Origin of the sequence: Tundrisphaera macrotermitis (assembly GCF_051175315.1) — a bacterium.
In the GTDB taxonomy this organism is placed as follows: domain Bacteria; phylum Planctomycetota; class Planctomycetia; order Isosphaerales; family Isosphaeraceae; genus Tundrisphaera.
In genome coordinates this window covers 3,752,284-3,772,528 of sequence record NZ_CP195100.1, presented here as the reverse complement: position 1 = coordinate 3,772,528, position 20,245 = coordinate 3,752,284, and the positions used below count along the sequence as shown (strand labels likewise).

19 protein-coding genes are annotated in these 20,245 nt (G+C 68.7%); 8 read left to right on the top strand and 11 right to left on the bottom strand.

Features of this window, described 5'->3' with window-relative positions:
• Position 1: 1 nt before the first annotated feature.
• Positions 2–784, bottom strand: coding sequence for an MlaE family ABC transporter permease (locus tag TA3x_RS15180; RefSeq protein WP_435015496.1), 783 nt, complete (start codon positions 782–784; stop codon positions 2–4).
• Positions 785–941: 157 nt separating this feature from the next.
• Here TA3x_RS15180 and TA3x_RS15175 point away from each other — a divergent pair, with 157 nt between their 5' ends.
• Positions 942–1,586, top strand: a complete 645-nt coding sequence (locus tag TA3x_RS15175; RefSeq protein ID WP_435015495.1) for a hypothetical protein — start codon at positions 942–944, stop codon at positions 1,584–1,586.
• Positions 1,587–1,589: 3 nt separating this feature from the next.
• On the opposite strand, the gene TA3x_RS15170 is transcribed toward TA3x_RS15175, so the two are convergent.
• The 3 genes from TA3x_RS15170 to TA3x_RS15160 form a co-directional block, all read right to left on the bottom strand.
• Positions 1,590–2,372 carry a rhomboid family intramembrane serine protease gene (locus TA3x_RS15170; RefSeq protein WP_435015494.1) on the bottom strand — a complete coding sequence of 261 codons (783 nt, stop codon included), beginning with the start codon at positions 2,370–2,372 and terminating at the stop codon, positions 1,590–1,592.
• Between the two features lie 26 nt (positions 2,373–2,398).
• Positions 2,399–3,214: an Ldh family oxidoreductase gene (locus tag TA3x_RS15165; RefSeq protein WP_435015493.1), complete on the bottom strand. Its 816-nt coding sequence runs from the start codon at positions 3,212–3,214 to the stop codon at positions 2,399–2,401.
• A gap of 286 nt (positions 3,215–3,500) precedes the next feature.
• Positions 3,501–4,040 (bottom strand): hypothetical protein, encoded by a 540-nt coding sequence (locus tag TA3x_RS15160; protein WP_435015492.1) that lies wholly within the window; start codon positions 4,038–4,040, stop codon positions 3,501–3,503.
• A 309-nt stretch (positions 4,041–4,349) separates the two neighbouring features.
• Between TA3x_RS15160 and TA3x_RS15155 the strand changes: the two genes are divergently transcribed.
• A complete protein-coding gene (locus TA3x_RS15155; protein ID WP_435015491.1) occupies positions 4,350–5,771 on the top strand; it encodes an MBL fold metallo-hydrolase in 1,422 nt (473 codons plus the stop codon).
• 667 nt (positions 5,772–6,438) lie between these two features.
• On the opposite strand, the gene TA3x_RS15150 is transcribed toward TA3x_RS15155, so the two are convergent.
• The 4 genes from TA3x_RS15150 to trpB all read right to left on the bottom strand — a co-directional run bounded on the left by TA3x_RS15150 (position 6,439) and on the right by trpB (position 9,232).
• Complete coding sequence (locus TA3x_RS15150) at positions 6,439–6,765, bottom strand: type II toxin-antitoxin system RelE/ParE family toxin (protein WP_435015490.1); 327 nt, start codon at positions 6,763–6,765, stop codon at positions 6,439–6,441.
• Positions 6,762–7,028 (bottom strand): ribbon-helix-helix domain-containing protein, encoded by a 267-nt coding sequence (locus TA3x_RS15145; protein WP_435015489.1) that lies wholly within the window; start codon positions 7,026–7,028, stop codon positions 6,762–6,764. The genes TA3x_RS15150 and TA3x_RS15145 overlap by 4 nt, the downstream gene beginning before the upstream one ends.
• A 76-nt stretch (positions 7,029–7,104) precedes the next feature.
• Positions 7,105–7,935: a tryptophan synthase subunit alpha gene (gene trpA, locus TA3x_RS15140; protein WP_435015488.1), complete on the bottom strand. Its 831-nt coding sequence runs from the start codon at positions 7,933–7,935 to the stop codon at positions 7,105–7,107.
• Between the two features lie 61 nt (positions 7,936–7,996).
• A complete protein-coding gene (gene trpB / locus TA3x_RS15135; RefSeq protein ID WP_435015487.1) occupies positions 7,997–9,232 on the bottom strand; it encodes a tryptophan synthase subunit beta in 1,236 nt (411 codons plus the stop codon).
• A 409-nt stretch (positions 9,233–9,641) separates the two neighbouring features.
• Between trpB and TA3x_RS15130 the strand changes: the two genes are divergently transcribed.
• On the top strand, positions 9,642–11,483 hold the full coding sequence (locus TA3x_RS15130) for a delta-60 repeat domain-containing protein (protein ID WP_435015486.1): 1,842 nt from the start codon (positions 9,642–9,644) through the stop codon (positions 11,481–11,483).
• Positions 11,484–11,553: 70 nt separating this feature from the next.
• Here the strand turns inward: TA3x_RS15130 and TA3x_RS15125 are convergent, their stop codons facing one another.
• Positions 11,554–11,997: a hypothetical protein gene (locus TA3x_RS15125; protein ID WP_435015485.1), complete on the bottom strand. Its 444-nt coding sequence runs from the start codon at positions 11,995–11,997 to the stop codon at positions 11,554–11,556.
• 323 nt (positions 11,998–12,320) lie between these two features.
• Between TA3x_RS15125 and TA3x_RS15120 the strand changes: the two genes are divergently transcribed.
• From TA3x_RS15120 to TA3x_RS15100, 5 genes are all read left to right on the top strand, one after another.
• Positions 12,321–13,067 carry a 3-keto-disaccharide hydrolase gene (locus TA3x_RS15120; protein WP_435015484.1) on the top strand — a complete coding sequence of 249 codons (747 nt, stop codon included), beginning with the start codon at positions 12,321–12,323 and terminating at the stop codon, positions 13,065–13,067.
• A 73-nt stretch (positions 13,068–13,140) separates the two neighbouring features.
• Positions 13,141–15,024, top strand: coding sequence for an asparagine synthase (glutamine-hydrolyzing) (gene asnB / locus TA3x_RS15115; RefSeq protein WP_435015483.1), 1,884 nt, complete (start codon positions 13,141–13,143; stop codon positions 15,022–15,024).
• A gap of 25 nt (positions 15,025–15,049) precedes the next feature.
• On the top strand, positions 15,050–15,769 hold the full coding sequence (locus TA3x_RS15110; RefSeq protein WP_435015482.1) for a metallophosphoesterase family protein: 720 nt from the start codon (positions 15,050–15,052) through the stop codon (positions 15,767–15,769).
• A gap of 48 nt (positions 15,770–15,817) precedes the next feature.
• A complete protein-coding gene (locus TA3x_RS15105; protein WP_435015481.1) occupies positions 15,818–16,864 on the top strand; it encodes a 1-acyl-sn-glycerol-3-phosphate acyltransferase in 1,047 nt (348 codons plus the stop codon).
• Positions 16,865–17,280: 416 nt separating this feature from the next.
• Positions 17,281–18,177, top strand: coding sequence for a J domain-containing protein (locus TA3x_RS15100; RefSeq protein ID WP_435015480.1), 897 nt, complete (start codon positions 17,281–17,283; stop codon positions 18,175–18,177).
• A gap of 134 nt (positions 18,178–18,311) precedes the next feature.
• Here TA3x_RS15100 and TA3x_RS15095 read toward each other — a convergent pair whose 3' ends face one another.
• Together TA3x_RS15095 and TA3x_RS15090 are read right to left on the bottom strand one after the other, a co-directional pair.
• Positions 18,312–18,809: a hypothetical protein gene (locus TA3x_RS15095; RefSeq protein ID WP_435015479.1), complete on the bottom strand. Its 498-nt coding sequence runs from the start codon at positions 18,807–18,809 to the stop codon at positions 18,312–18,314.
• Between the two features lie 224 nt (positions 18,810–19,033).
• On the bottom strand, positions 19,034–20,194 hold the full coding sequence (locus tag TA3x_RS15090) for a lactonase family protein (RefSeq protein ID WP_435015478.1): 1,161 nt from the start codon (positions 20,192–20,194) through the stop codon (positions 19,034–19,036).
• Positions 20,195–20,245: the final 51 nt, after the last annotated feature.

Below are 20,245 nucleotides of genomic sequence, written 5' to 3'. Positions count from 1 at the left end.
CTCAACCCCGCCACCCGATTGCGGCGGTGAATGCCTGGAGGGCGGGGACGAGCACGACATTCGCGGCGAACACCGCTAACATGGACCGGACGACGCCCCGGGTCGCGGCATGGCCGACCGCCTCGGTCGAACGGTCGGCATGGAGGCCGGTCCAGCAGCCGATCAGGGCGACGATCAGCCCGAAGGCCGCCGTCTTGGCCGTGGCCGGCACCACGTTGGACAGCTTGAGGAAGTCGAGGGCCCGGGCACGATACGCCTCGGCCGACAGCGTCCCCCCCGCCAACTCGGCCGCCAATCCTCCCAGCAAGGCCGAGGCGTCGAGCATGATCGTCAGCAACGGCAGGGCGATCAGGCAAGCGAGGGCCCGGGGGGCGACCAGAGACGGGATCGTCGGGGCGCCCAGGACCTCGCGGGCGTCGACCTCCTCGGTCATCGTCATCGAGCCGAGTTCGGCGGCCAGCCCCGCCCCCATCCGGCCGGCCACCAGCAGGCCCGCCAGCACCGGACCCGTCTCCACCAGGACCGCCGCCGCCAGGACGCTCGGCAGGCGGGCCTCCTCGCCGTAGGTCAGCAGCAGGCGCCGGGCCTGGAGCCACGTCACCAACCCCACGCTGGCCCCGGCCGCCGCTGCGATCGGCAGGCCGCCCCAGGCCACCCGCTCGAATTGCTTCAGGGTTTCGCCCGGCCGGCGGATCAATGCCCCCGGCATCGACAGGAGGACTTCGCAAGAGAATCCCGCGAATCGCCCGAACTGCTCCAGCCCATCCTCGATCACGCCGATCATCCAAAAGTCCTCCCCGCATGCCGGAGCGTCTTCCGCGTCCCGTACCTTGCCGAATCGAAAGATCCCCGCAGGGAAGCCGACGCGTTGGAGTCAATCATCTGCTATATTTGCCCCAGACCACCCAACTTGCATGCCAACCCCGCCCGAGCCGACCGCGATGACTACGAAGGATGGGGACGACACCAGCGTGTATCGGACAGGCCTGGCGATGGACGTCGCCGAGATCAGCCGGGTCGCGGTCCGCGACCGATGGGGACTGCCGTTCATGGCGGTGGGCTGGGTCCACCTGGTGATCTTCCTGGCCTGCTACACGCTGATCAGCCGGGGCGACCGCACCGAGACCCACTTCCTCGCCCTCTGGGCCGCGGAACTGGCGGCCGTGGTGGTCATCTACCGGAAGACGATCGGTGATCGGGCTCGCGGCCCGGCACCCGCCCTCTTGACCTTGGGCGTCAGGGTCTGGATTACGTTCCTGATCCTGTCGCTCAACGTGGCGTCGCTGAACACGATGACCGGCCTGGAGAACGACTGGTTCAAGCCGATCTGGGGGACGCTGAGCACCTTCGGGTTCGCCACGATGGCCTGGGTCTTCCACCTGGCCTTCCTGATCCCCGCCGTCCAGATGTCGCTGACCGGGCTCCTGCTCGCCCGCTACCCGGACCATGCCTATGCCATCTACGGGGTGTCCTGGTGGCTGGCCCTGCACGGGATCGGCCTGACCCTGGAGCACAAACGGGCGATGGCCGGGGCGCGGGACGCCTGCCCGCTGGAAGGGTCCGCCCCGGTGGCCAGCCCCGGCTGAAGGTCAGAGGCGATCGGCCCAGTGGTCGCGGTAGGCGGCCGCCTGCATGGCGATCGCCCGGTCGCGGAACAGGAGGGCCACGACGATCCCGGCGGCGGCCCCGCCGATGTGGGCGAGATAAGCCACCCCGCCCATCTGGCCCAGGCGTCCGAGCGATCCGTAGCCTTCGAGGGCCTGGATCGCGATCCACCCGCCGATCACCACGTACGCCGGCATCACGGTCAGGAATCGGAAGATCAGGACGCGGACACGGTTGTGGGGGAACCAGACGATGTACGCCCCCATCATCCCGGCGATCGCCCCGGACGCCCCCAGCGTGGGGATCAACGCTTCGGGTGAGGCCGCGATCTGGGCCAGGGTGCCGGCCACCCCGCAGGCGAGGTAGGCCAGGACGTAGCCGAACGTCCCGAGGACCTCCTCGACATTGTCGCCGAAGATCCACAGGAACAGCATGTTCCCCGCCAGGTGGAGCGGGCTGCCGTGGAGGAACATCGCCGTGAAGATCGTCAGCCAGATCGGCGTCGGCCCCGGCCCCTGGGGGATCACGTGCGGCCCCTGCCGAACCGGCATCAGCCCTTCGGCCCGATCCGGCTCCACCTGGAAGACGAAGGGCTCGACGATGTCGAGATTGTGGGTGATCTCGTAGGGGGTCGCGGCGTAGGCCGTGGTGAACTCCTGGCCCCGATCCGCCTGGACCAGGTACATCGCGATGTTGATCGCGATCAGGGTGTAGGTCGCCACCGGAACGATCCGGGTCTTTTCAAGATCGCCGAGCGGCAGCACCATCCGGGACGCTCCTGGCCAGATCGGCCTCAGCCGCGAATCGGCAACGGGAAAGCGAGGCCGAGGCGATCGGCGCGGTCGCGGAGTTGCACCAAGGCCGGGCCGTCCAGCGCGACGCCACGCTCGCGGGCCTCCCGGCGGCGATCGTCCCAGGGGCCGGGCAGTAACAGGCCCTCCCCTCCGGAGCCGCCCCGAAACGAGGCCGAGACGCGTTCGTGGAAGCTGCTCAGGGATTCGAGCGCCGGGACGGCCAGGGCCAGGATCGCCCAGCCCTCCTCTCCGGCGATCGCCGAGGCCCAGGCGGGCCAGATCCCCGGATCGGCCGGGCGGCCCCCATCGGGGATCAGGGCCGAATCGTAGAGGGCGGGCAGCCCTTCGGGCATCGGCAGGGCGACCGTCCAGGTCGGCCCGGGGCCGACGATCGTGGCCGCGAACGGCCCCATCGCCATCTCGGCGGCGACCGGCGCCGCGGACCCGCCCCGGCCCAGATTCACCACCCGGACCATGCCGATGCCCAACTCGCGGGCCTTCTCGGTGGCGATCTCCGCCGCGCGGGCGAGGATCAACGGGGGCAGCCCGGCCCCGGCGTCGAAGACCGCCGTGCCGGCCCGCTCTCCGCGCGCCTTCCCCTCGGCCCTGGGATCGATCTCGCCGCTGTCGATCCGGTCGAGCCATTCCGGTAAGGTGCCGATGCCGTGGGCCGGGACCCCGGCCGCGTCGAACCAGAGTAAGTGCGTGGCCAGTGCCGACGCCCGCGCCGGGGCCACCCCGGCCTGCTTGGCCAGGTCGGCGGCGATCCTCCGCAGATCATCGAGGCGATATCGTTCCGCGACGCCAGCGCCCACCGCACGCCCTCCCCGCGACATCCACCGATCCGGTGCCGGATCAGTGTAGCGAGAGGGACCGGCCGTGTCTGCGCCCCGGGCCGGCCGGGAGTCCCGGCCTCTCCTCCGAGCCCGCCCCTGAACCGGGAGATCGGGAGCGGGGGACGACCGGACTGCCGGGCGACCTCGGCGAACCTTGCGATGCCGTCGTCGTGCGATCGAACCAAAACCGATTAGCGGGCCATCGCGGCGAGAGGGACTCGGCCCCTGGCGGACTGGATCGTCCGATCCCCGGGCCGGGCCGCGATCAGGCGACGATCACGCCCCGGTTCGGGCCGCTCATCAGGTGGGCTTCGTGGCGTTCCCACTCCTGCCGGACCCGAGACAGTCCGAAGGCGCAGAGCTCGAATTGCTCGCTCAATCGACGGAGGACCGGGGCCGCCTCGTCGGCGAGATGGCTGGCCACCAGATACGATCGCTTCCCTTGCTCCTGGACGTCGATCAGGCAATCGGCCAGGTGTTTTGCCCGGAGTTTGGGCAACGCCTCGGGGTAGACCCCGGTCCAGAACAAGGCCAGATCGCCGACGTGGCGGTGGCACTCGCGGCGGCGGTCGGCATCGGTGGAGGATTCGGCCTCGGCGACCATGGCCACCACCCCTTCGACCCGCTTGCCCTGGGCATCGCGGACCGGCCAGGCGGCCTGGCCGGGGACGAATCGAGCCAGGAGGTCGGAAACATAGCCCACCAGGCGGGGATCGCCGATCCCCAGCTCGGAAAGGAAAGTGGACTCGGTGATCCCTCGGAGAAGGCGGTGGAGCGGGTGGGATTCGGGAATTTCGCGCGTCATGACGGGTCGTTCCTCAACCGGTCAGTCACGGACGGGAAATGGGCGGCGCGTCGAGCGATCTCGATCGATCTGCGGACTTTTGCAAACGGCGGACCACCTCCGGCTCGGCTCGACGTGGAGACCATCGGGGGACGCCAGTCCCCTTGTCGTTAGGGTCGGTATTTGACATCATAGAATATTGGACAAAAATGGCGAAATTTCGATCGTCGCGATCTCCGGAGCGGGCAAGATCCCGAACTTGGGCCTCCCGGGAGAGGACGACCTGCGGTCGGGGCGATCGGGCCCCGGCCCTCGACGGAGGATGTTCGGTTGCGAATCACGTTCCACGGCGCGGCCCGTCAGGTCACGGGCAGCGCACACCTCCTGGAGATCGGCGGTCGGAAGATCCTGCTCGATTGCGGCCTGTTCGACTCCGATCGCACCGACCCCCTGAGCCTCAATCGGCAATGGCCCTACGACCCGCGAGACATCGACGCGGTGATCGTGTCGCATGCGCACAATGACCACATCGGGCGGCTGCCCTGCCTGGTCCGCGCCGGCTATCGCGGGCCGATCTTCGTCACCCGGGCGACCGCCGACATCACCAACGTGATGCTCCGGGACAGCGCCCGGATCCAGCGCGAGGATGTCCGCCACAACGCCTTCCGCTCCCACCAGAACAAGGACAAGGATGCCGCGGCGGTCGCCGTCGCCGCCCCGCCCCTGGAGCCCCTGTTCGAGCTGCCCGACGTGGAATGGGTGGTCGAGCAGTTCCAGCGCCTCGACTTCGAGACGCCGACCGAGGTCGTCCCGGGCGTCACGCTGACCTACCACGAGGCCGGCCACATCCTGGGCTCGGCCATCGTCCAGCTCGATTTCGTCGAGGATGGCAAGCCGCGCCGGTTCGTCTTCACCGGCGACCTCGGCCGCCGCTCGATGGGCCTCCTGCCCGACCCCAAGCCGGTCCGCGACATCGACATCCTGGTGTCGGAGAGCACCTACGGCGCCCGCGAGCTGGAGCCGAAGGAGAAGCTCATCAAGCAGCTCCACGCCATCATCGCGCGGGCCATCCGGCTCCAGTCGCGGGTGGTGATCCCGGCGTTCAGCCTGGGCCGGACCCAGATGATGGTCTACTGCCTCCAGGAACTGTTCGCCGTCCACAAGCTCCGGCCGATCCCGGTCTACGTCGACAGCCCCCTGGCGTTGCGGCTCACCGACATCCACCGCGACCACCCCGAGGCCTACACCGCCGAGGCCCGCGCGCTGATGGACAGGGATCCGAAATATTTCGGGTCGAAGTTCGTCGAGTTCTGCGAGAGCTGGGACGACTCGCGCCGGCTCAACTACCAGACCGGCCCGATGGTCATCATCGCATCGTCGGGCATGTGCGAGGCGGGCCGCATCCGGCACCACCTCCGCCACACCGTCTCCGACCCCGACAATGCCATCGTGATCGTCTCCTACCAGGCCGAGAAGACGATGGGCCGCAAGATCGCCGAGGGCGTCGAGCGGCTCCAGATCATGGACCAATGGCACGAGCTGAACGCCGCGGTCTACGTCCTGGACGGCTTCTCTGGCCACGCCGACCGCAACGACCTCGCCGCGTGGTACGAGTCCACGGGCGGCGGGATCGAGAAGGCCTTCCTGGTCCACGGCGAGCCCGAGAGCCTGGAAGCCCTCGCCCCCCTGCTCCAGCCCCACGTCCACGACCCGGTGATCATCCCCGAGCGCGGCGTGACCTACGAGGTGTGAATCCGGCGCATGGCCCTGGATCGGGCGATCTCACTGGCGACCCGAGATACCGCCGCAGCCCTCAAGCTGGCTCGGCAGATCGACGACGCCTGGTCCGCCTGTCAGACGCTGGGATGGGTTGCTCGATTCGCCCCCGATGATCAGGTCGGCCCGATCGCACAGGAAGCTCTGAAGGTGGGCCGGCGGTCGAGCGACCCTTTTCGAACTGTTGGATCGGCGGCCTGGCCGCTCCGAGCCCTTGCCGAACGTGACCACCGAGAAGCCATCGGTCCAATTCTTCCCGCCCTGATTGATCTAGCGGGGACGGTGCAAAGCCTCGCGAGTCGATCCGAAGCCTTGTTTCTGCTATACCAGGCCGTCCAGCCCGCCGGCCGGAGGATCTGGTCGGGCGTTTTCGATGCGCTGGTCCGGGCTTCGGCCCCGCCCCTCCACTGGCGGCAGGCTCGCAACCTGCGAGATGCCATCCTGATCGCCTCTGGCGAAGACCCAGAGTTCGCCGCCTCGACATGCCGCCGCTTGAATGATGTCAAACTGAGAGGTCGGGTAGAACGAGGGCTAATTGCCAACTTCAGGTGGACGGCTCGGCCATTTTTCTGGACTTAAACGAAAGAGTCGACCCGAGATGGTCGGTGATCATCCTTCCGATCTCATTCTGGATGGATGCGGATCAAAGAAGGTCTGAACCCAAACTTTGTTCGACGTCGCGAGCCCCATGCAGGATGCGAAGGACGATGATCTCAGATCGATCGATCTTGTAATAAACAATGAGATTCTTGAATCCATCGATCGAGCGAGTTCGGACGGTGGCAAAAGCCGGGCTCTTGAGGTCGAGACGTTCACCCAATCCGGGCATCGCCGCGATCGAGCGGAACGTTTCGGGGACGGCATCGAGCAGTCGCAACGATGGCTTCGGACCATTCGCCCGAGCGATATATTCGGCAATGTCGTCCAGGTCCCGCTGTGCAGCAGGGAGGACTCGCAATGGCAATTTCACGGCGTCGGCTCGTTGCCGTTGCCGTAGCGCTCGAGGATGCGTCGGCGCCTTTCCTCCCAGAACTCCTCGGTGACGAGGCGACCCTCTCCAGAGTTGAGCCCCTCGAGGAGCAGCTTTTCCAGATGGAGTTCTTCCTTGCGTCGATGGTCCTCCTCGACGAGGGCTCTGAGATAGTCGGCGATGCTGGCATACCCGCCCTCGGCGACCGAAGTCTCGATGAGGGGCTTGAGTGATTCGGGCAAGATCACCGTCAAATTGTCCATCGAGGGGCCTCCTCGGTTCCATGCTGCATGAGCCATCTCAGCCTGTCAACGGGCAGATGGATCGGCATGGGACTGATCATTTCTCGGCGGGTCGCAGGCCGGTGGCGAGGTGGGCGATGAACTGTCCGACGTCGGCGATCACGTCGGCGCGGGGGCGGGTCTCCGCATCGGCGAGGCGGCGGACCAGGGCCGAGCCGACGATGAGCCCGTCGGCGACCGGGGCCAGCTCGCGGATCTGCTCGGGGGTGCCGATGCCGAAGCCGATGCAGATCGGCAGGTCGGTCTCCGACCGGAGCCAGGCGACGTTGGCGGCCAGTTCCGGAGGCAGGCTCCGGCGCTCGCCGGTGATGCCGGCCACCGAGACGTAGTAGATGAACCCGGTCGTGTTGCGGGCGATGGCCAGGGCCCGGTCGCGCGGGGTGGTCGGGGTGATCAGCTGGATCAGCCGGAGGTCCAGCGCGGTCGCCAGCCGGCACAGCGAGTCCGACTCCTCCACCGGCAGGTCGGGGACGATCAGGCCGTCGAAGCCGGCGGTGGCCGCCTCGCGGAGGAACTTCGCCGGCTCCTGGCGGTGGATGATCGCGTAGGAGACCATCGCCACCATCGGCGCCTTGCCGGCCGGGCCGACCGTGTCCTCGGCCCGGAGGGTGCGGAACGTCTCGAAGGTGTGGGCCAGCCGGACCCCGGACTTCAGCGCCCGGGTATAGCTGGCGGCGATCACCGGGCCGTCGGCGATCGGGTCGGAATAGGGGATGCCGACCTCCACCATGTCGGCCCCGTGCTTGATCATCTCGGAGATCAGCGAGGCGGTCATCGCCAGGTCGGGATCGCCGGCCGTGAGGAACGGCATCAGGGCGCGGCGGCCTTCGCTGCGGAGGCGGGCGAACAGGGCATCAATGCGATTCATGGTCGGCGGGTCGCCCGGCGGTTCGAGGATCGGTGGGGGATCGTGCGGAGTTCGGTCGGGGTCAGCTCATCGGCTCGCCGCGGAGGCGGGCCACCTCGAAGGCGTCCTTGTCGCCCCGGCCCGACAGGCAGACCAGGACCACGGCCTCGGGGCTCATCCGGGCGGCTTCCTTGAACGACTGGGCCAGGGCGTGGCTCGACTCCAGCGCGGGGAGGATCCCCTCGCGCCTGGCGGCCTGGTGGTAGGCGTCCATCGCCTCGGCGTCGGTCACGCTCTCGTAGCGGACCCGGCCGGCATCCTTCCAGTAGCTGTGCTCGGGGCCGACGCCGGGATAATCGAGGCCGGCGGAGATCGAGTGGACGTCGTCGGTCTGGCCGTCGTCGTCCTGAAGGACGTAGCTGAAGCTGCCGTGGAGGACCCCGGGGCGGCCCTGGGTCAGGCTCGACGCATGCTCGCCCGAGGTCGGGCCGCGCCCGCCGGCCTCGGCGCCGATCAAGGCGACCTCGGCATCGTCGATGAACGGGAAGAACATCCCGGCGGCGTTGGACCCCCCGCCCACGCAGGCCACCACCGCCTCGGGCAGGCGGCCGAGCCGTTCCAGGCACTGCTGCCGGCTTTCGCGGCCGATGACCGCCTGGAAGTCGCGGACGATCCTGGGGAACGGGTGCGGGCCGACCACGCTGCCGATCGTGTAGTGGGTCTGGTCCGACGTGCCCATCCAGTCGCGCATCGCCTCGTTGGTCGCGTCGCGGAGGGTCCGCGAGCCCGAGGTCACGGCCACCACGTCGGCCCCCATCGTCCTCATGTTGAAGACGTTGAGCTTCTGGCGGCGAATGTCCTCCTCGCCCATGTAGATCGTGCACTGGAGCCCGAACAGGGCGCAGGCCGTGGCGGTGGCCACACCATGCTGGCCGGCCCCGGTCTCGGCGATCACGCGGTTCTTCCCCATTCGCTTGGCGATCATGACCTGGCCGAGGGCATTGTTGATCTTGTGGGCCCCGGTATGGTTCAGGTCTTCCCGCTTCAGGTAGATCTTCGCCCCGCCGGCCATCTCGGTCAGGCGTTTGGCGAAGAACAGCCGCGACGGCCGGCCGACGTAGTCCTTGAGCAGCTCGTCCAGCTCCGCCTGGAACGCCGGGTCGGCGATCGCCTCCTGATAGGCCACGTCGAGCTTGTTCAGGGCGTCCATCAGGGTTTCGGGGACGAACCGGCCGCCGAAAGCCCCGTATCGCCCGAGGGCGTCGGGGAACGAGGTGTGGGCGGTCTTCGAGGCCTCGGTGGCGGAGGGCGCGGGCATGATGTCGGCGATCCTGGGGCGAACCACGGAATGGCCCCGGGCGGTTCGGGGCATCGTGCGAATGGCTACCATTGTCCCGACCGGCCCGGCCCCCGGTCAAGGGGAAGGAGATTCCGGCCCGTCGAGTGACCGCCGGGCACGGGCCGGCCTCGCATGCGTTGGGTTCAATCTTCGGGATCCGACCGCTGAAAGGGCTCGCTTTCGGCTATCCTGATGAAGACGCGATCGGACGGCCCATGCCGCGGACGAGTGGAACCGCGGCAGAGAGCAGGATGGCCGTTTTCCCCCCCCATCGCCGGAGTCGACCCCCATGATCCCAGGTCTCAAACCCTCCTCAGACCCATCCCCAACCAGGGCCTTCCCAGGCCGGCCGCGTCGCCGGCCCGGGATCGAGCCCCTGGAAGGACGCATGCTCCTCTCGGCCGGCGACTTCGATCCGTCGTTCGCGAATGGGGGGTGGAGATCCATTAATATCACCCTGGGTGATCGCTCCAACTTTCTGAACTACGTCATCCGGAGCAGCGCCTCGGACCTGGCGGTCCTGCCGGACGGCAAGATCCTGGTTGCCGGCGCCGCCGATCAGCAGAGCGACTCCTATTTCTCCGAGTACTACGATTTCGCCCTCTTCCGACTCAACGCCGACGGGACGCCGGATCCCACGTTCGGCGACGGTGGGCTCGTGAGCCTCGCCTTCGACGTGATCCCGAACGGCCGGGATGTCGGTGCGGCCGTGGCGATCCAGCCCGACGGCAAGATCGTCGTCGTCGGTGAGGCGCAGGTCGACCGGACGGATGACCTCTATTCGTGGATGGGGAACTATGACTTCGCGATCGCCCGATTCCTCCCGGACGGTGCCCCCGACCTGACCTTCGGCGAGGGCGGCAAGGCGACGATCGGCTTCGACCTCGGCGGCGACGGCCGGGATGGGGCCACCGGTGTGGCGATCCTGCCCGACGGGAAGATCGTGGTGTCGGGGACCGCCCGGTCGGGGGCTTCGGGCAGCGAATTCGCCGCGGCCCGGCTCGATGCCGCCGGGAGGCTCGACCCCGCCTTCGGCGTGGGCGGCAAGGCGACGATCGGCTTCGACCTCGGCGGGCCGAACGATGACACCGCCTCGGGCCTGGCGATCCAGCCCGATGGCAAGATCGTCCTGGCGGGGACCGCCCTGGGCCCGGGCGTCGCCGAGTCCCGATTCGCGCTCGCCCGGCTCAATGCGGGAGGTGTGCTCGACCCGACCTTCGGCGATGGCGGGAGGGTCACGGTCGACTTCGATCCGGGCGGGACGGATGCCGAATCGGCGTCGGCCCTGACGCTCCAGTCCGATGGCAAGATCGTCGCGGTCGGTTACACCCGGCGCCCGGGGAATGGCGAAGGCCGATTCGCCATCGCCAGGCTCGAAGTCAATGGGGCCCTCGACCGATCGTTCGGCGTCGATGGGCTGGCCACCGTGGCCTTCCCTTCCGAAGGCGATGGCTTCGCCCGGGCCAGCAGCGTGGCGATCCAGCCCGACGGCAGGATCGTCGTCGGCGGTGGGACGCAGCCGACCCGCGTGTACGACCTGTTCTACGCGGTGGCCCGCCTCGACGCCGATGGGACCATCGACTCGACTTTCCACGATCAAGGACGACTCGTCCTCGACATCGCCTATGATCCCTTGCGCAAGGGGGTCAGCGCGGTGGCCGTCCAACCCGACGGCAGGATCGTCGCCGCGGGAACCAGTCGGGTCGGCATCTTCGGAACCCAGATGATCGTCGCCCGGTTGATGGGAGGGTACGACGGACTGCCGGAGGAACCCCCGCCCGTCCCTCCGGTCGAGCTTCCGCCCGTCCCTCCGGTCGAGCCTCCGCCCATCCCTCCGGTCGATCCGGATTTCCCGAACATTCCCTATCCCGACCAGGGGAAAGATCGGGTACAGCCCGTCGTGACCTCGGCCCGCCCGGTGTTCGTCGGGATCGGACGACGGAGGCGCCTGGCCGGCTTCGCCCTGACCTTCAGCGAGCCGATGCATGCCGATGCGATGGTGCCCGACGGCTTCGCCCTGGGCCGGGTCCGTCGATACCGCTGGGGGAAGGCCATCACCGCGCCGGCCCGGATCGTGGCGACCGCCTATGATCCAGCGACCAACACGGTCACGCTGGCCACCCGGAGGAAGGCCCAGTTCACCAGGGGGGCGACGATCGCAATCCGTCCGGGCCTGGCTGATCTCTCGGGCAACGCCCTGCGGGTTTCGGACGCGATCTGGGTCCGCTGAGGGTCGTCGATCGGGCCGGCCCACGAAGGATGATGGGGCGGCCCGATGGCGTGCCTTCGACGACCCGCGATCAGGAGGAGTGGGCCGCGGCGGTCGGCTGGGGGTCGAACTCGCCGACGTAGAACTCGAAGAACTCCTGCCCCGCGACGTAATCGGACATGGCGCGGCGGACGGTGCGGAGCTGGTCGAGGAACTGGGAATACTCGCGGATCAGGGTCCGGCGACGCTCGGGCGGGAGGTCCAGGATGTCGCGATAGGCGCGGCGGCCGTTCTCGCGATCGCGGATGCTCCAGAGCCGCTTGACGCGGAGGCCGGTCTCCTCGTCCTCGAAGGTGAGCAGCCGGGCGAACTGCCGGGCCTTCATCTTCTTGGCGAAGGCGATCAGCTCGGCGTCGGACTCGAATCCGCCCAGATGGTCGATCCACTGGACGATGTCGCCCGTATGGAGGGTGGGGCCCTTGGCCTCGCACAGCTCTTTGAGGCTCGACACGATCTCGGCGGGTCCCATCGGCATGGCTCGATCCCCTCGGAAACAACCCCGTGACGGCGGCTCCTGCCAACGATCGCGGCCTCCCTCGCTCCTCCATTCCATCTTAGCCGAGGACTGAACCGGCGTCGACGGGAAGGGGACAATTGTTTCGGGGTGCATCCGTTTCAATCGTCACGACCGTCCGGGCCGAAGTCCGCCCCATCCCCGACGATCCGGGTCGTGCCAGGGCCGACGGTTGACGCGGGCCGGGACCCGCGATAGCGTGGCCTCGACGGAGTCCGGATGTTCGGGACATGGTTGGCATGGGCCAGGATCGCCGCTCCGCACTTCCTCACGGATCGAACCACATGAATCACACCCGAGCCCGCGGGGGCCTGCTCGCCCTGCTCGCGTTGACCTTGATCGGTGCCGGCCCGCAGATCGAGGACGGGTTCGTCCCCCTGTTCAACGGGGTCGACCTGAAGGGATGGAAGGTCCCGGCGGGGGACAACGGTCACTGGAAGGTCATCGACGGGGTGATCGACTACGACGCCCGGAGCGAGGCCGCCGGCGACAAGAACCTGGTCACCGAGCGCGAATACGGCGACTTCGTCATCAAGTTCGACTGGAAGATCAAGGAAGCCCCCTATATCAACCCGAACGTGCCGTACGTCCTCCCCGACGGCACCCACGCCCGCGACATCACCGGCAAGGAGATCAAGCTGGCGCTGCCGGACAGCGACTCCGGGATCTACCTCCGCGACATGAAGGGCAAGAGCCAGGTCAACATCTGGTGCTGGCCGATCGGCTCGGGCGAGGTCTACGGCTATCGGATGGACAAGACGATGCCCGCCTCGGTCCGCGCGGGGGTCACGCCCAGGCACCAGGCCGACAAGCCGGTCGGCGAGTGGAACTCGTTCGAGATCACCCTCAAGGGGGATCGCCTCTCCGTGGTCCTCAACGGCGTGGTCGTGATCGAGAACGCCGAGCTTCCCGGCATCCCGCTCAAGGGGCCGCTGGCGCTCCAGCACCACGGGGCCTTCCGCGACGGGCAGTACTTCGGCCCGCCCAGCCTGGTCCAGTTCCGCAACATCCGGATCAAGACCCTGGACTGATCGGCCGCGATGGGCGGACCGGGCGCCGCCCATCCTTCCCCCTCTCCTCCGCCGGAGCAACGACCCTCCCCCCATGTGTGGCATCGCCGGATTCGTGAACCGCCTCGGCGAGCGGGCCGACCGCGATGTCCTGGCCCGGATGACCGCGACCCTCGCCCATCGCGGGCCGGACGGCGATGGGCTCTGGTGCGATGGGCCCGCCGCGCTCGGGCATCGCCGGCTGTCGATCATCGACGTGGCCGGCGGCGCCCAGCCGATGAGCAACGAGGACGGGACGGTCTGGGTCACGTTCAACGGCGAGATCTATAATGACCCGGACCTCCGCTCACTTTTGATCGCCCGGGGCCACACCTTCCGGACCGAGTGCGACACCGAGAGCCTGGTCCACCTCTACGAAGAATACGGCCCCGACTTCGCCGCCCACCTCAACGGGATGTTCGCCCTGGCGATCTGGGACATCCCCCGCCAGCGCCTCATCCTGGCCCGCGACCGGATGGGCCAGAAGCCCCTGTACTATGCCGAGACGCCCCGAGGCACCCTGATCTTCGGGTCGGAACCGAAGGCACTCCTCCGGCATCCCGAAGTCGCACGCCGGCTCGACCCGCAGTCCCTGGCCCGCTACCTGTTCTACGAGTACGTCCCCGGGCCGCACGCGATCTGGGACGGGATGCGGAAGCTGCCGCCGGGGCATGTCCTGGTACGAGAGGGAGGGATCTCCGCGATCTCCCGCTACTGGGTCCCGCCCGAGCCCAAGGCGGGATCGGATGAGAGCCGGGCCGCCTTCGACCGCGAGGCGGGCCGATTCTGGGACGAATTTCGCGCGGCGGTGGGCCGGCACCGCAGGTCCGATGTCCCCCTGGGGGTCTTCCTGTCGGGCGGGCTCGACTCGTCGAGCGTGGCGGCGGCCCTGTGCGAGTTGGAGCCGCCCCGGAATATCAGGACGTTCTCGATCGGCTTCGAGGATCCCAGCTTCGACGAGAGTGCCCACGCCCGCGCCGTGGCCGGTTTCCTCGGGACCGACCACCGAGAGCGGATGTTCTCGGCCGAGACGGTGATGGAGCTGCTGCCCGAGGTCGCCGGCTGGCTCGACGAGCCGTTCGGCGACGCGTCGATCCTGCCGACCCACCTCCTGAGCCGGTTCGCCCGCGAGGAGGTGACGGTCGCACTGGGCGGCGACGGGGCCGATGAACTCCTGGCCGGATATCCCACCTTCGGCATCGAGCGGGCCTCGCGCTGGTTCGGCCGGCTCCCCCGCCCGGCGCGGGCGATGGCGGGCGCGGCGGTCGGGCTCTTGCCCGTGAATCACGGCAACTACAGCCTCGACTTCAAGCTCAAGCAGTTCCTCCGCGGGGCCGGCGAGCCGGCGGCCCTGGCCCATCAACGCTGGCTCGGGTCGTTCTCCGGGGTCGAGATCGACGAGGTCCTGGCGGAGCCGGCCGGCGACGTGGAACGCGAGCACCTGGCCCGCGCCGACGCGCTCCCCCGGGGCCTCGATCCGCTCACCCGGTCCTTGCGGCTCTACCAGGACACCTACCTGCCCGACGACATCCTCACCAAGGTCGACCGGGCGAGCATGGCGTGCGGGCTGGAGGTCCGGGCCCCATTCCTGGACGCGGAACTGGTGGACTCCGTGCAAAGCCTGCCGGCCTCGTTCAAGCTTGGCCGGGGCCAATCCAAACGCCTGCTCCGCGCGGCGGTCGCCGGACACCTGCCGCCCTCGATCCTCGAACGCCCCAAGAAGGGGTTCGGCATCCCGGTGGCACGCTGGCTGCGAGGGCCGTTGGGCCCGCTCATGGACGAACTCCTCGAACCCGGCCGGCTGGCCCGGCAGGGGTTGTTCCGGCCCGAGGCGGTCGCCCGGCGGGTCGCCGAGCATCGCGCGGGCGTCCGGGACCACCGCAAGCCGCTCTGGACCCTGTTGATGTTCCAGCTCTGGGCCGACCGCTGGCTGGGTTGAGGCCGACGACCCGCGAGGGGGTGGGATGCGTATCCTGGTGGTTTCCGACATCCACGCCAACTGGCCCGCGCTGGCGGCGATCGACGAGCCCCACGACGTCTGCCTGTGCCTGGGCGACCTGGTCGACTACGGCCCCGACCCCGGCCCGTGCGTCCGGTGGGCCATGGAGCACGCCACCCACGCCGTCCGGGGCAACCACGACCACGGCGTCGCCCAGGGGGTGCCGGTGCTGGGGGAGACCGGCTATCGCTACCTGACCCGGGTCACCCGGCCGTCGATGTGGGAGGCGCTCGGGCCGGAAGAACGGTTGTATCTGCTCCAGCTGCCGCTGATGGCCCGGTTCACGCTGGGCGGCAAGCGCTTCCTGCTGGTCCACGGCACCCCGCGCGACCCGCTCGACGAGTATGTCATGAACGACGAGCAGGCCTGGACGCGGCGTCTGAAGGATGTCGAGGCCGACATCGTCTGCGTGGGGCATACTCACATGCAGTTCAACCTCCGCGCCGGGGGGACCGTGGTGGTCAACCCGGGCAGCGTGGGCAACCCTCGCGACGGCGACCCCCGCGCCGCGTACGCGATCATCGAGGGGAACAAGATCGAGCTGAAGCGGGTCGCCTACCCCGTCGAGGAGACGATCGCCCGGCTCGAAGCCTCTCCGCTCCCCGAAAAAGCCAAAGAGATGTTTCGCGAATGCTTCCGGACCGGCCGGCTGCCGCGACCGCCGGCCGAGGGCCACGGGCCCTGAGGCCCGCCATCCCTTTCCGGCCCAAACCCCTGGTGACGATCGATGCCGATGTTCCCCCCCCCGCCGTTGTTCGCCGCCATCGGAGCCTGGACGTGGGCCGCGATCGCGGCGGGGACGATGCTCGTCGCGGCGGCGATCTTCGTCGCGATCCTGCCGACGGTGGTCCAGCCCTTCCTCCGGATCGTCCTCGCCCTGCGGTATCGGATCCGGGTCATCGGCCTGGAGAACGTCCCGAGGACCGGCCCGGTGCTGCTGGCGGCGAACCACATCACCTGGTTCGACGGCTTCTTCCTGGCGGCGGTGCTCCCCAGGAAGGGGACGGCCCTGATGTACGCCGGGATCTTCAAGCTGCCGGTGATCGGCTCGCTGTCGCGCCGGTGCGGGCTGATCCCGGTGGCGGCGTCCGGGCCGAGGGCCCAGCGGGCGGCCATCGACGCCGGGCGGAAGGTGCTGAAAGACGGGGGGTTGCTCGGGATCTTCCCCGAGGCCCAGATCTCCCGGTCGGGCCTGACCGGGCCGTTCAAACGCGGCCTTGAGCTGATCGTCTCGGGGAATGCCGAGACGGTCGTGGTGCCGGTCTACCTGGGCAACCTGTGGGGCAGCCTGCTGAGCAACTCGGGGGGCCGATTCCTCCGCAAATGGCCCCAGGGGCTCCGCCGGAGCGTCGTCGTCGTCTTCGGCCCGCCGGTGCCGCCGCCCGTGACGGCGTTCGTCGTGCGCCAGGCCGTGCTGGAGGCCGGGGTCCGGGCCGCGGAGATCGCGCCGATGGCCCCGCCGGAGACCGTGGACCCGACCCTGCCCCACTACACCCACCCGACATTGGGAGCCCTGACCGGCTCGGCCCAGGACATCGCCCAGCCGTCGGTCGGGGTGTTCCAGCCCGGCCATCGGGAAGGCTCGGCGGGCCTCACCCTCCCCGGGGTCGTCATCCGGGCCGTGGACGATGCGGGATCTCCCCTGCCCCCGGACGCCGAGGGACGTCTCCAGGCCCTCGTCCCGGGCCGGGGCGGCTGGGCGGACCTCGGCCAGCGAGGGCATCTGGACGGCGATGGGTTCGTTTTCCTCGGGTCGACCCGCGACGAATCGGCGGGATGATCCCGGCCCGCAAGGGTCGTTGGGTTCGTTTCGCCCAGGTCGATCCGGGAGGATCGGGCGGGGTCGCGTCGGGCTCGGCCGGTCGTTGGGTTCGTTTTTCCTCGGTCGATCTAGCACAATCGGGTCGGCCATTGCGAACTCGGTCGTTGGGTTCGTTTTTCCCGAGGGCCGGTCGGGGTTGGGCCTCGAAGAGCCCCGGGTCGTACGCCTCGATGCATCGGAAAGAAATTCCGGGCCGCTCACTTTCGAGAGGCGGTCTGGGGGCGTCGAGGCGCGAGGGAGGTTGCAGGTCGGAGTCGGCGCGGCGATCGGCCCCGATCCTCCGACTGCGTTCGACCCGGGCCCGCCCCTTCGGTCAGGCTGATCGGTCCCCACTTGGGGGGGCGGTCGAGGAAATCGGGAGGCGGTGGGGCGCGATGGGTCAGAAGAAGGGGAACGAAGAACGCCCCTACAAGGGGGTCTCCGCCCTGCCCCGGGCGCGTAACGGGCGGCGGTTCGTGGCGAAGATCCGCAAGGGCAAGGGCGTGGACGCCCACCTGGGGATCTACGAGACCGCCGGCCTCGCGGCGTTCGCCTTCAACGTGGCGGCCGAGGCGATGGGCCGGGGGTCGCGGCCTCCGAACGAGATCCCGCGCGAGGAGCAGCCGGACGCCGACATGGTCCGGTGGATCGGCGAGCGGGTCCGCAGGCGGCTCGGCCTCGAACTGCGGGCGAGGCGCCGCATCGAGTCGATCCCGCCCGACCCCGAAGGGCTGCTGACCCTGTTCGAGGTCGCCGTCGTCGGCTTCTGGCGCGGCGAGGCCGCGCAGGGGGATTCCGGGGCGGGCCTGGATGCCTCCGCGCGTCGCCTGGCCGAGTCGGCCCGGCTGATCTTCTGGAACCCAGCCGCCGGCCACCCCGACCCGTCCGAGGCGATGGCCCGGCTGCTCGCCCGCCGGGTCGACCAGGCGTTCCGGCGGTCCGACCTCGCCCGCGAGATCCTCGACGACGACGAGGACGAGGATTGGCGGGTGGCCCGATGGCTGGTCCTGCCCGACGTCTTCCCGGCCGGGCGGGGGTTCCGCGACGAGGTCCGCCACCTCTACCCCGACGCCTTCGGCGGGGCCGAGGACGTCGACGCGACCGCGGGCGTGCCGCACTGGTCGGTGATCCTCGGCATCGCCCCGCCGTTCGGCTCGGACGCGGTCCGAGACGCCTACCGGGTCCGGAGCAAGGCCGCCCACCCGGACGCGGGGGGCAGCCATGCCGAGTTCGTCCGCCTGCGGGCCGCCTTCGAGGAGGCCCGCGAGTACTGCCGGATGCGCGGGATCTGACAGTGAGTTGCGTGGCTCGGTCATGGTGCTCATGTCACCATGTGGCGGCCAAACAATTCTGATGATTTTCAGACCAAAGTCGAATCGTCTCACTTAACTGAATCTTTATCCTTTCACGGAATAATGACCATCTTTCAATCACCCAAGACCCGGCCTTTCTCGAAGATGGCTTTCTTCTCCATCTCCACTACCTTAGCCTTCTCGATCGCGGCCCGATGATGCTTGTGTTTCCCATCCCTGACGAAACGGACGAAGTCGTCCAGGGCAGCCTTTCTGGGCGAGGGATCGCTGGAGATGTAGCCTTTGAACTTGCCCTCTCTCATCCGCTGATCGACCCAGATCATGCGATCCGCAACGCGTTCGATGTCAGAATCGGTCATCCCCAGCCATTGCGTCGGATCAGTGTTCTCCGACCCGAAAGCCCGCTTGAAGGGATCGGTGAATGCGATCTCCGCGTTCACGCGTTCGAGCCGCGCCCGAAGATACTCTGCCTCGTCATTCAAGCGTATGAGCCGCACCCGGAGGTCGTCTACCTCGGCTTTCAGCGGGTCGATCGTGGGCCCCTGGCCATGGGCTGAAGCGTCAAAACCCAGAGCAGCGACACAAAGCAGGGATTTCATCGTGGCGGTCATGGGAAGCTCCCTGGAGGAGGCGATTCTTCCAGGGAATAGGCGACGGGGCGCATGGACCTGGCAATGGAAATCGAGGTCCATGCCAGGTCCATGCCTCCCCGCCACAAATGGTGCGGTGTCCCAATGTACGCAGGACTCTCACCGTCACATCAGCCAGGCCCCCGCTTGCCCATCGCTTCGGCAGGTGGGCGCGGGTGTTTATCGTCTGACCCGAGGGGGCTGAATCAGCCGCCGATCGGGGCGAACTGGATGCAGACCGGCAGCGGGACGGCGATCGGCTCGCCGACCTGCTGGAGCGTGCCGGCCTGCGGGTCGATCCGGAAGACGACCACGTTGTCCGACTCCTGGTTGGCGGCCAGCAGGTACTTGCCGGACGGGTCGATGGCGAAGTTGCGCGGGGTCTTGCCGCCGGTGGGCTGGAACCCGACCAGGGCGAGCTGGCCCGAGGTGGGATCGACGGCGAAGATGACCAGGCTGTCGGCCCCGCGATTCGACCCGTAGACGAACCGGCCGGACGGGTGGACCGCGATCTCGGCGGTGGTGCTCCCTTTCACGCCCCCCGGGGGCAGGGTCGAGATGACCTGATAGGGGGTGACCTTCCCCTTCTCGGGGTCATAGACGCTGACGGCCACGGTCGAGTCCAGCTCGTTGATCACGTAGACGAACTTGCCGTTGGGGTGGAACGCCAGGTGCCTGGGGCCCGCGCCCGGCTGGCTCTTTGCGATCGAGACGGCTTCGGGCGAGAGCGTCGCCTTGTCGGCATCGAAGGCATAGGTCAGGGTCTGGTCGAGCCCGAGGTCGTTGACCAGGGCGAACTTGTTGGCCGGATCGAGGTCGATCGAGTGGGCGTGCGGGCCGGCCTGGCGCGACTTGATCGGGCCCGATCCCTGATGGACGACGTGCGACGCGGCCGGGCCGATCTTGCCCGACGGGTCGAGCGGGAACGACGCGACCGAGCCTCCGCCGTAGTTGGCCACCAGCAGGGCCTTGCCGGTAGCGTCCACCTTCACATGGCAGGGCCCGGGGCTGCCCGAAGGCTGGCTGTCGATCTTGCTCAGCTTGCCCGAGGACGCGTCGATCGCGAAGCCGGTGACGCCGCCGACCGGCTTCCCGTCGAATCGGTTCACCTCGTTGGCCGCGTACAGGAACTTCCCGGACGGATGGAGGGCCAGGAACGACGGGCTGGTCGACTCGATGGCCAGGCCCTTGTCGGCCACGGAGCCGGTGGCCAGGTCGAGTTCGAGCAGGTAGATGCCCTTGCTCTTGCTGTTGGTGTAGGTCCCGACGTAGGCCCGGACTTTCTCGGGGGCCGTCGCATCTTGCGAGCGGGCCGGCAGGGCCGAGGCCGCGACGAGCAGGAGCGCGACCAGGGAGGTGCGGATCATGGGGGCGAATCCAGGGTGGGTGGCGGTGCGGGGCCGGCGACGGCCCGGCCC

Excerpts from the sequence above, each read along its gene's own strand:
- TA3x_RS15180 (WP_435015496.1), bottom strand. The coding sequence starts at position 784 with ATGATCGGCGTGATCGAGGATGGGCTGGAGCAGTTCGGGCGATTCGCG.
- TA3x_RS15175 (WP_435015495.1), top strand. The coding sequence starts at position 942 with ATGACTACGAAGGATGGGGACGACACCAGCGTGTATCGGACAGGCCTG.
- TA3x_RS15170 (WP_435015494.1), bottom strand. The coding sequence starts at position 2,372 with ATGGTGCTGCCGCTCGGCGATCTTGAAAAGACCCGGATCGTTCCGGTG.
- TA3x_RS15160 (WP_435015492.1), bottom strand. The coding sequence starts at position 4,040 with ATGACGCGCGAAATTCCCGAATCCCACCCGCTCCACCGCCTTCTCCGA.
- TA3x_RS15145 (WP_435015489.1), bottom strand. The coding sequence starts at position 7,028 with ATGGACAATTTGACGGTGATCTTGCCCGAATCACTCAAGCCCCTCATC.
- trpA (WP_435015488.1), bottom strand. The coding sequence starts at position 7,935 with ATGAATCGCATTGATGCCCTGTTCGCCCGCCTCCGCAGCGAAGGCCGC.
- trpB (WP_435015487.1), bottom strand. The coding sequence starts at position 9,232 with ATGCCCGCGCCCTCCGCCACCGAGGCCTCGAAGACCGCCCACACCTCG.
- TA3x_RS15130 (WP_435015486.1), top strand. The coding sequence starts at position 9,642 with ATGCTCCTCTCGGCCGGCGACTTCGATCCGTCGTTCGCGAATGGGGGG.
- TA3x_RS15125 (WP_435015485.1), bottom strand. The coding sequence starts at position 11,997 with ATGCCGATGGGACCCGCCGAGATCGTGTCGAGCCTCAAAGAGCTGTGC.
- TA3x_RS15120 (WP_435015484.1), top strand. The coding sequence starts at position 12,321 with ATGAATCACACCCGAGCCCGCGGGGGCCTGCTCGCCCTGCTCGCGTTG.
- asnB (WP_435015483.1), top strand. The coding sequence starts at position 13,141 with ATGTGTGGCATCGCCGGATTCGTGAACCGCCTCGGCGAGCGGGCCGAC.
- TA3x_RS15110 (WP_435015482.1), top strand. The coding sequence starts at position 15,050 with ATGCGTATCCTGGTGGTTTCCGACATCCACGCCAACTGGCCCGCGCTG.
- TA3x_RS15105 (WP_435015481.1), top strand. The coding sequence starts at position 15,818 with ATGTTCCCCCCCCCGCCGTTGTTCGCCGCCATCGGAGCCTGGACGTGG.
- TA3x_RS15100 (WP_435015480.1), top strand. The coding sequence starts at position 17,281 with ATGGGTCAGAAGAAGGGGAACGAAGAACGCCCCTACAAGGGGGTCTCC.
- TA3x_RS15095 (WP_435015479.1), bottom strand. The coding sequence starts at position 18,809 with ATGACCGCCACGATGAAATCCCTGCTTTGTGTCGCTGCTCTGGGTTTT.
- TA3x_RS15090 (WP_435015478.1), bottom strand. The coding sequence starts at position 20,194 with ATGATCCGCACCTCCCTGGTCGCGCTCCTGCTCGTCGCGGCCTCGGCC.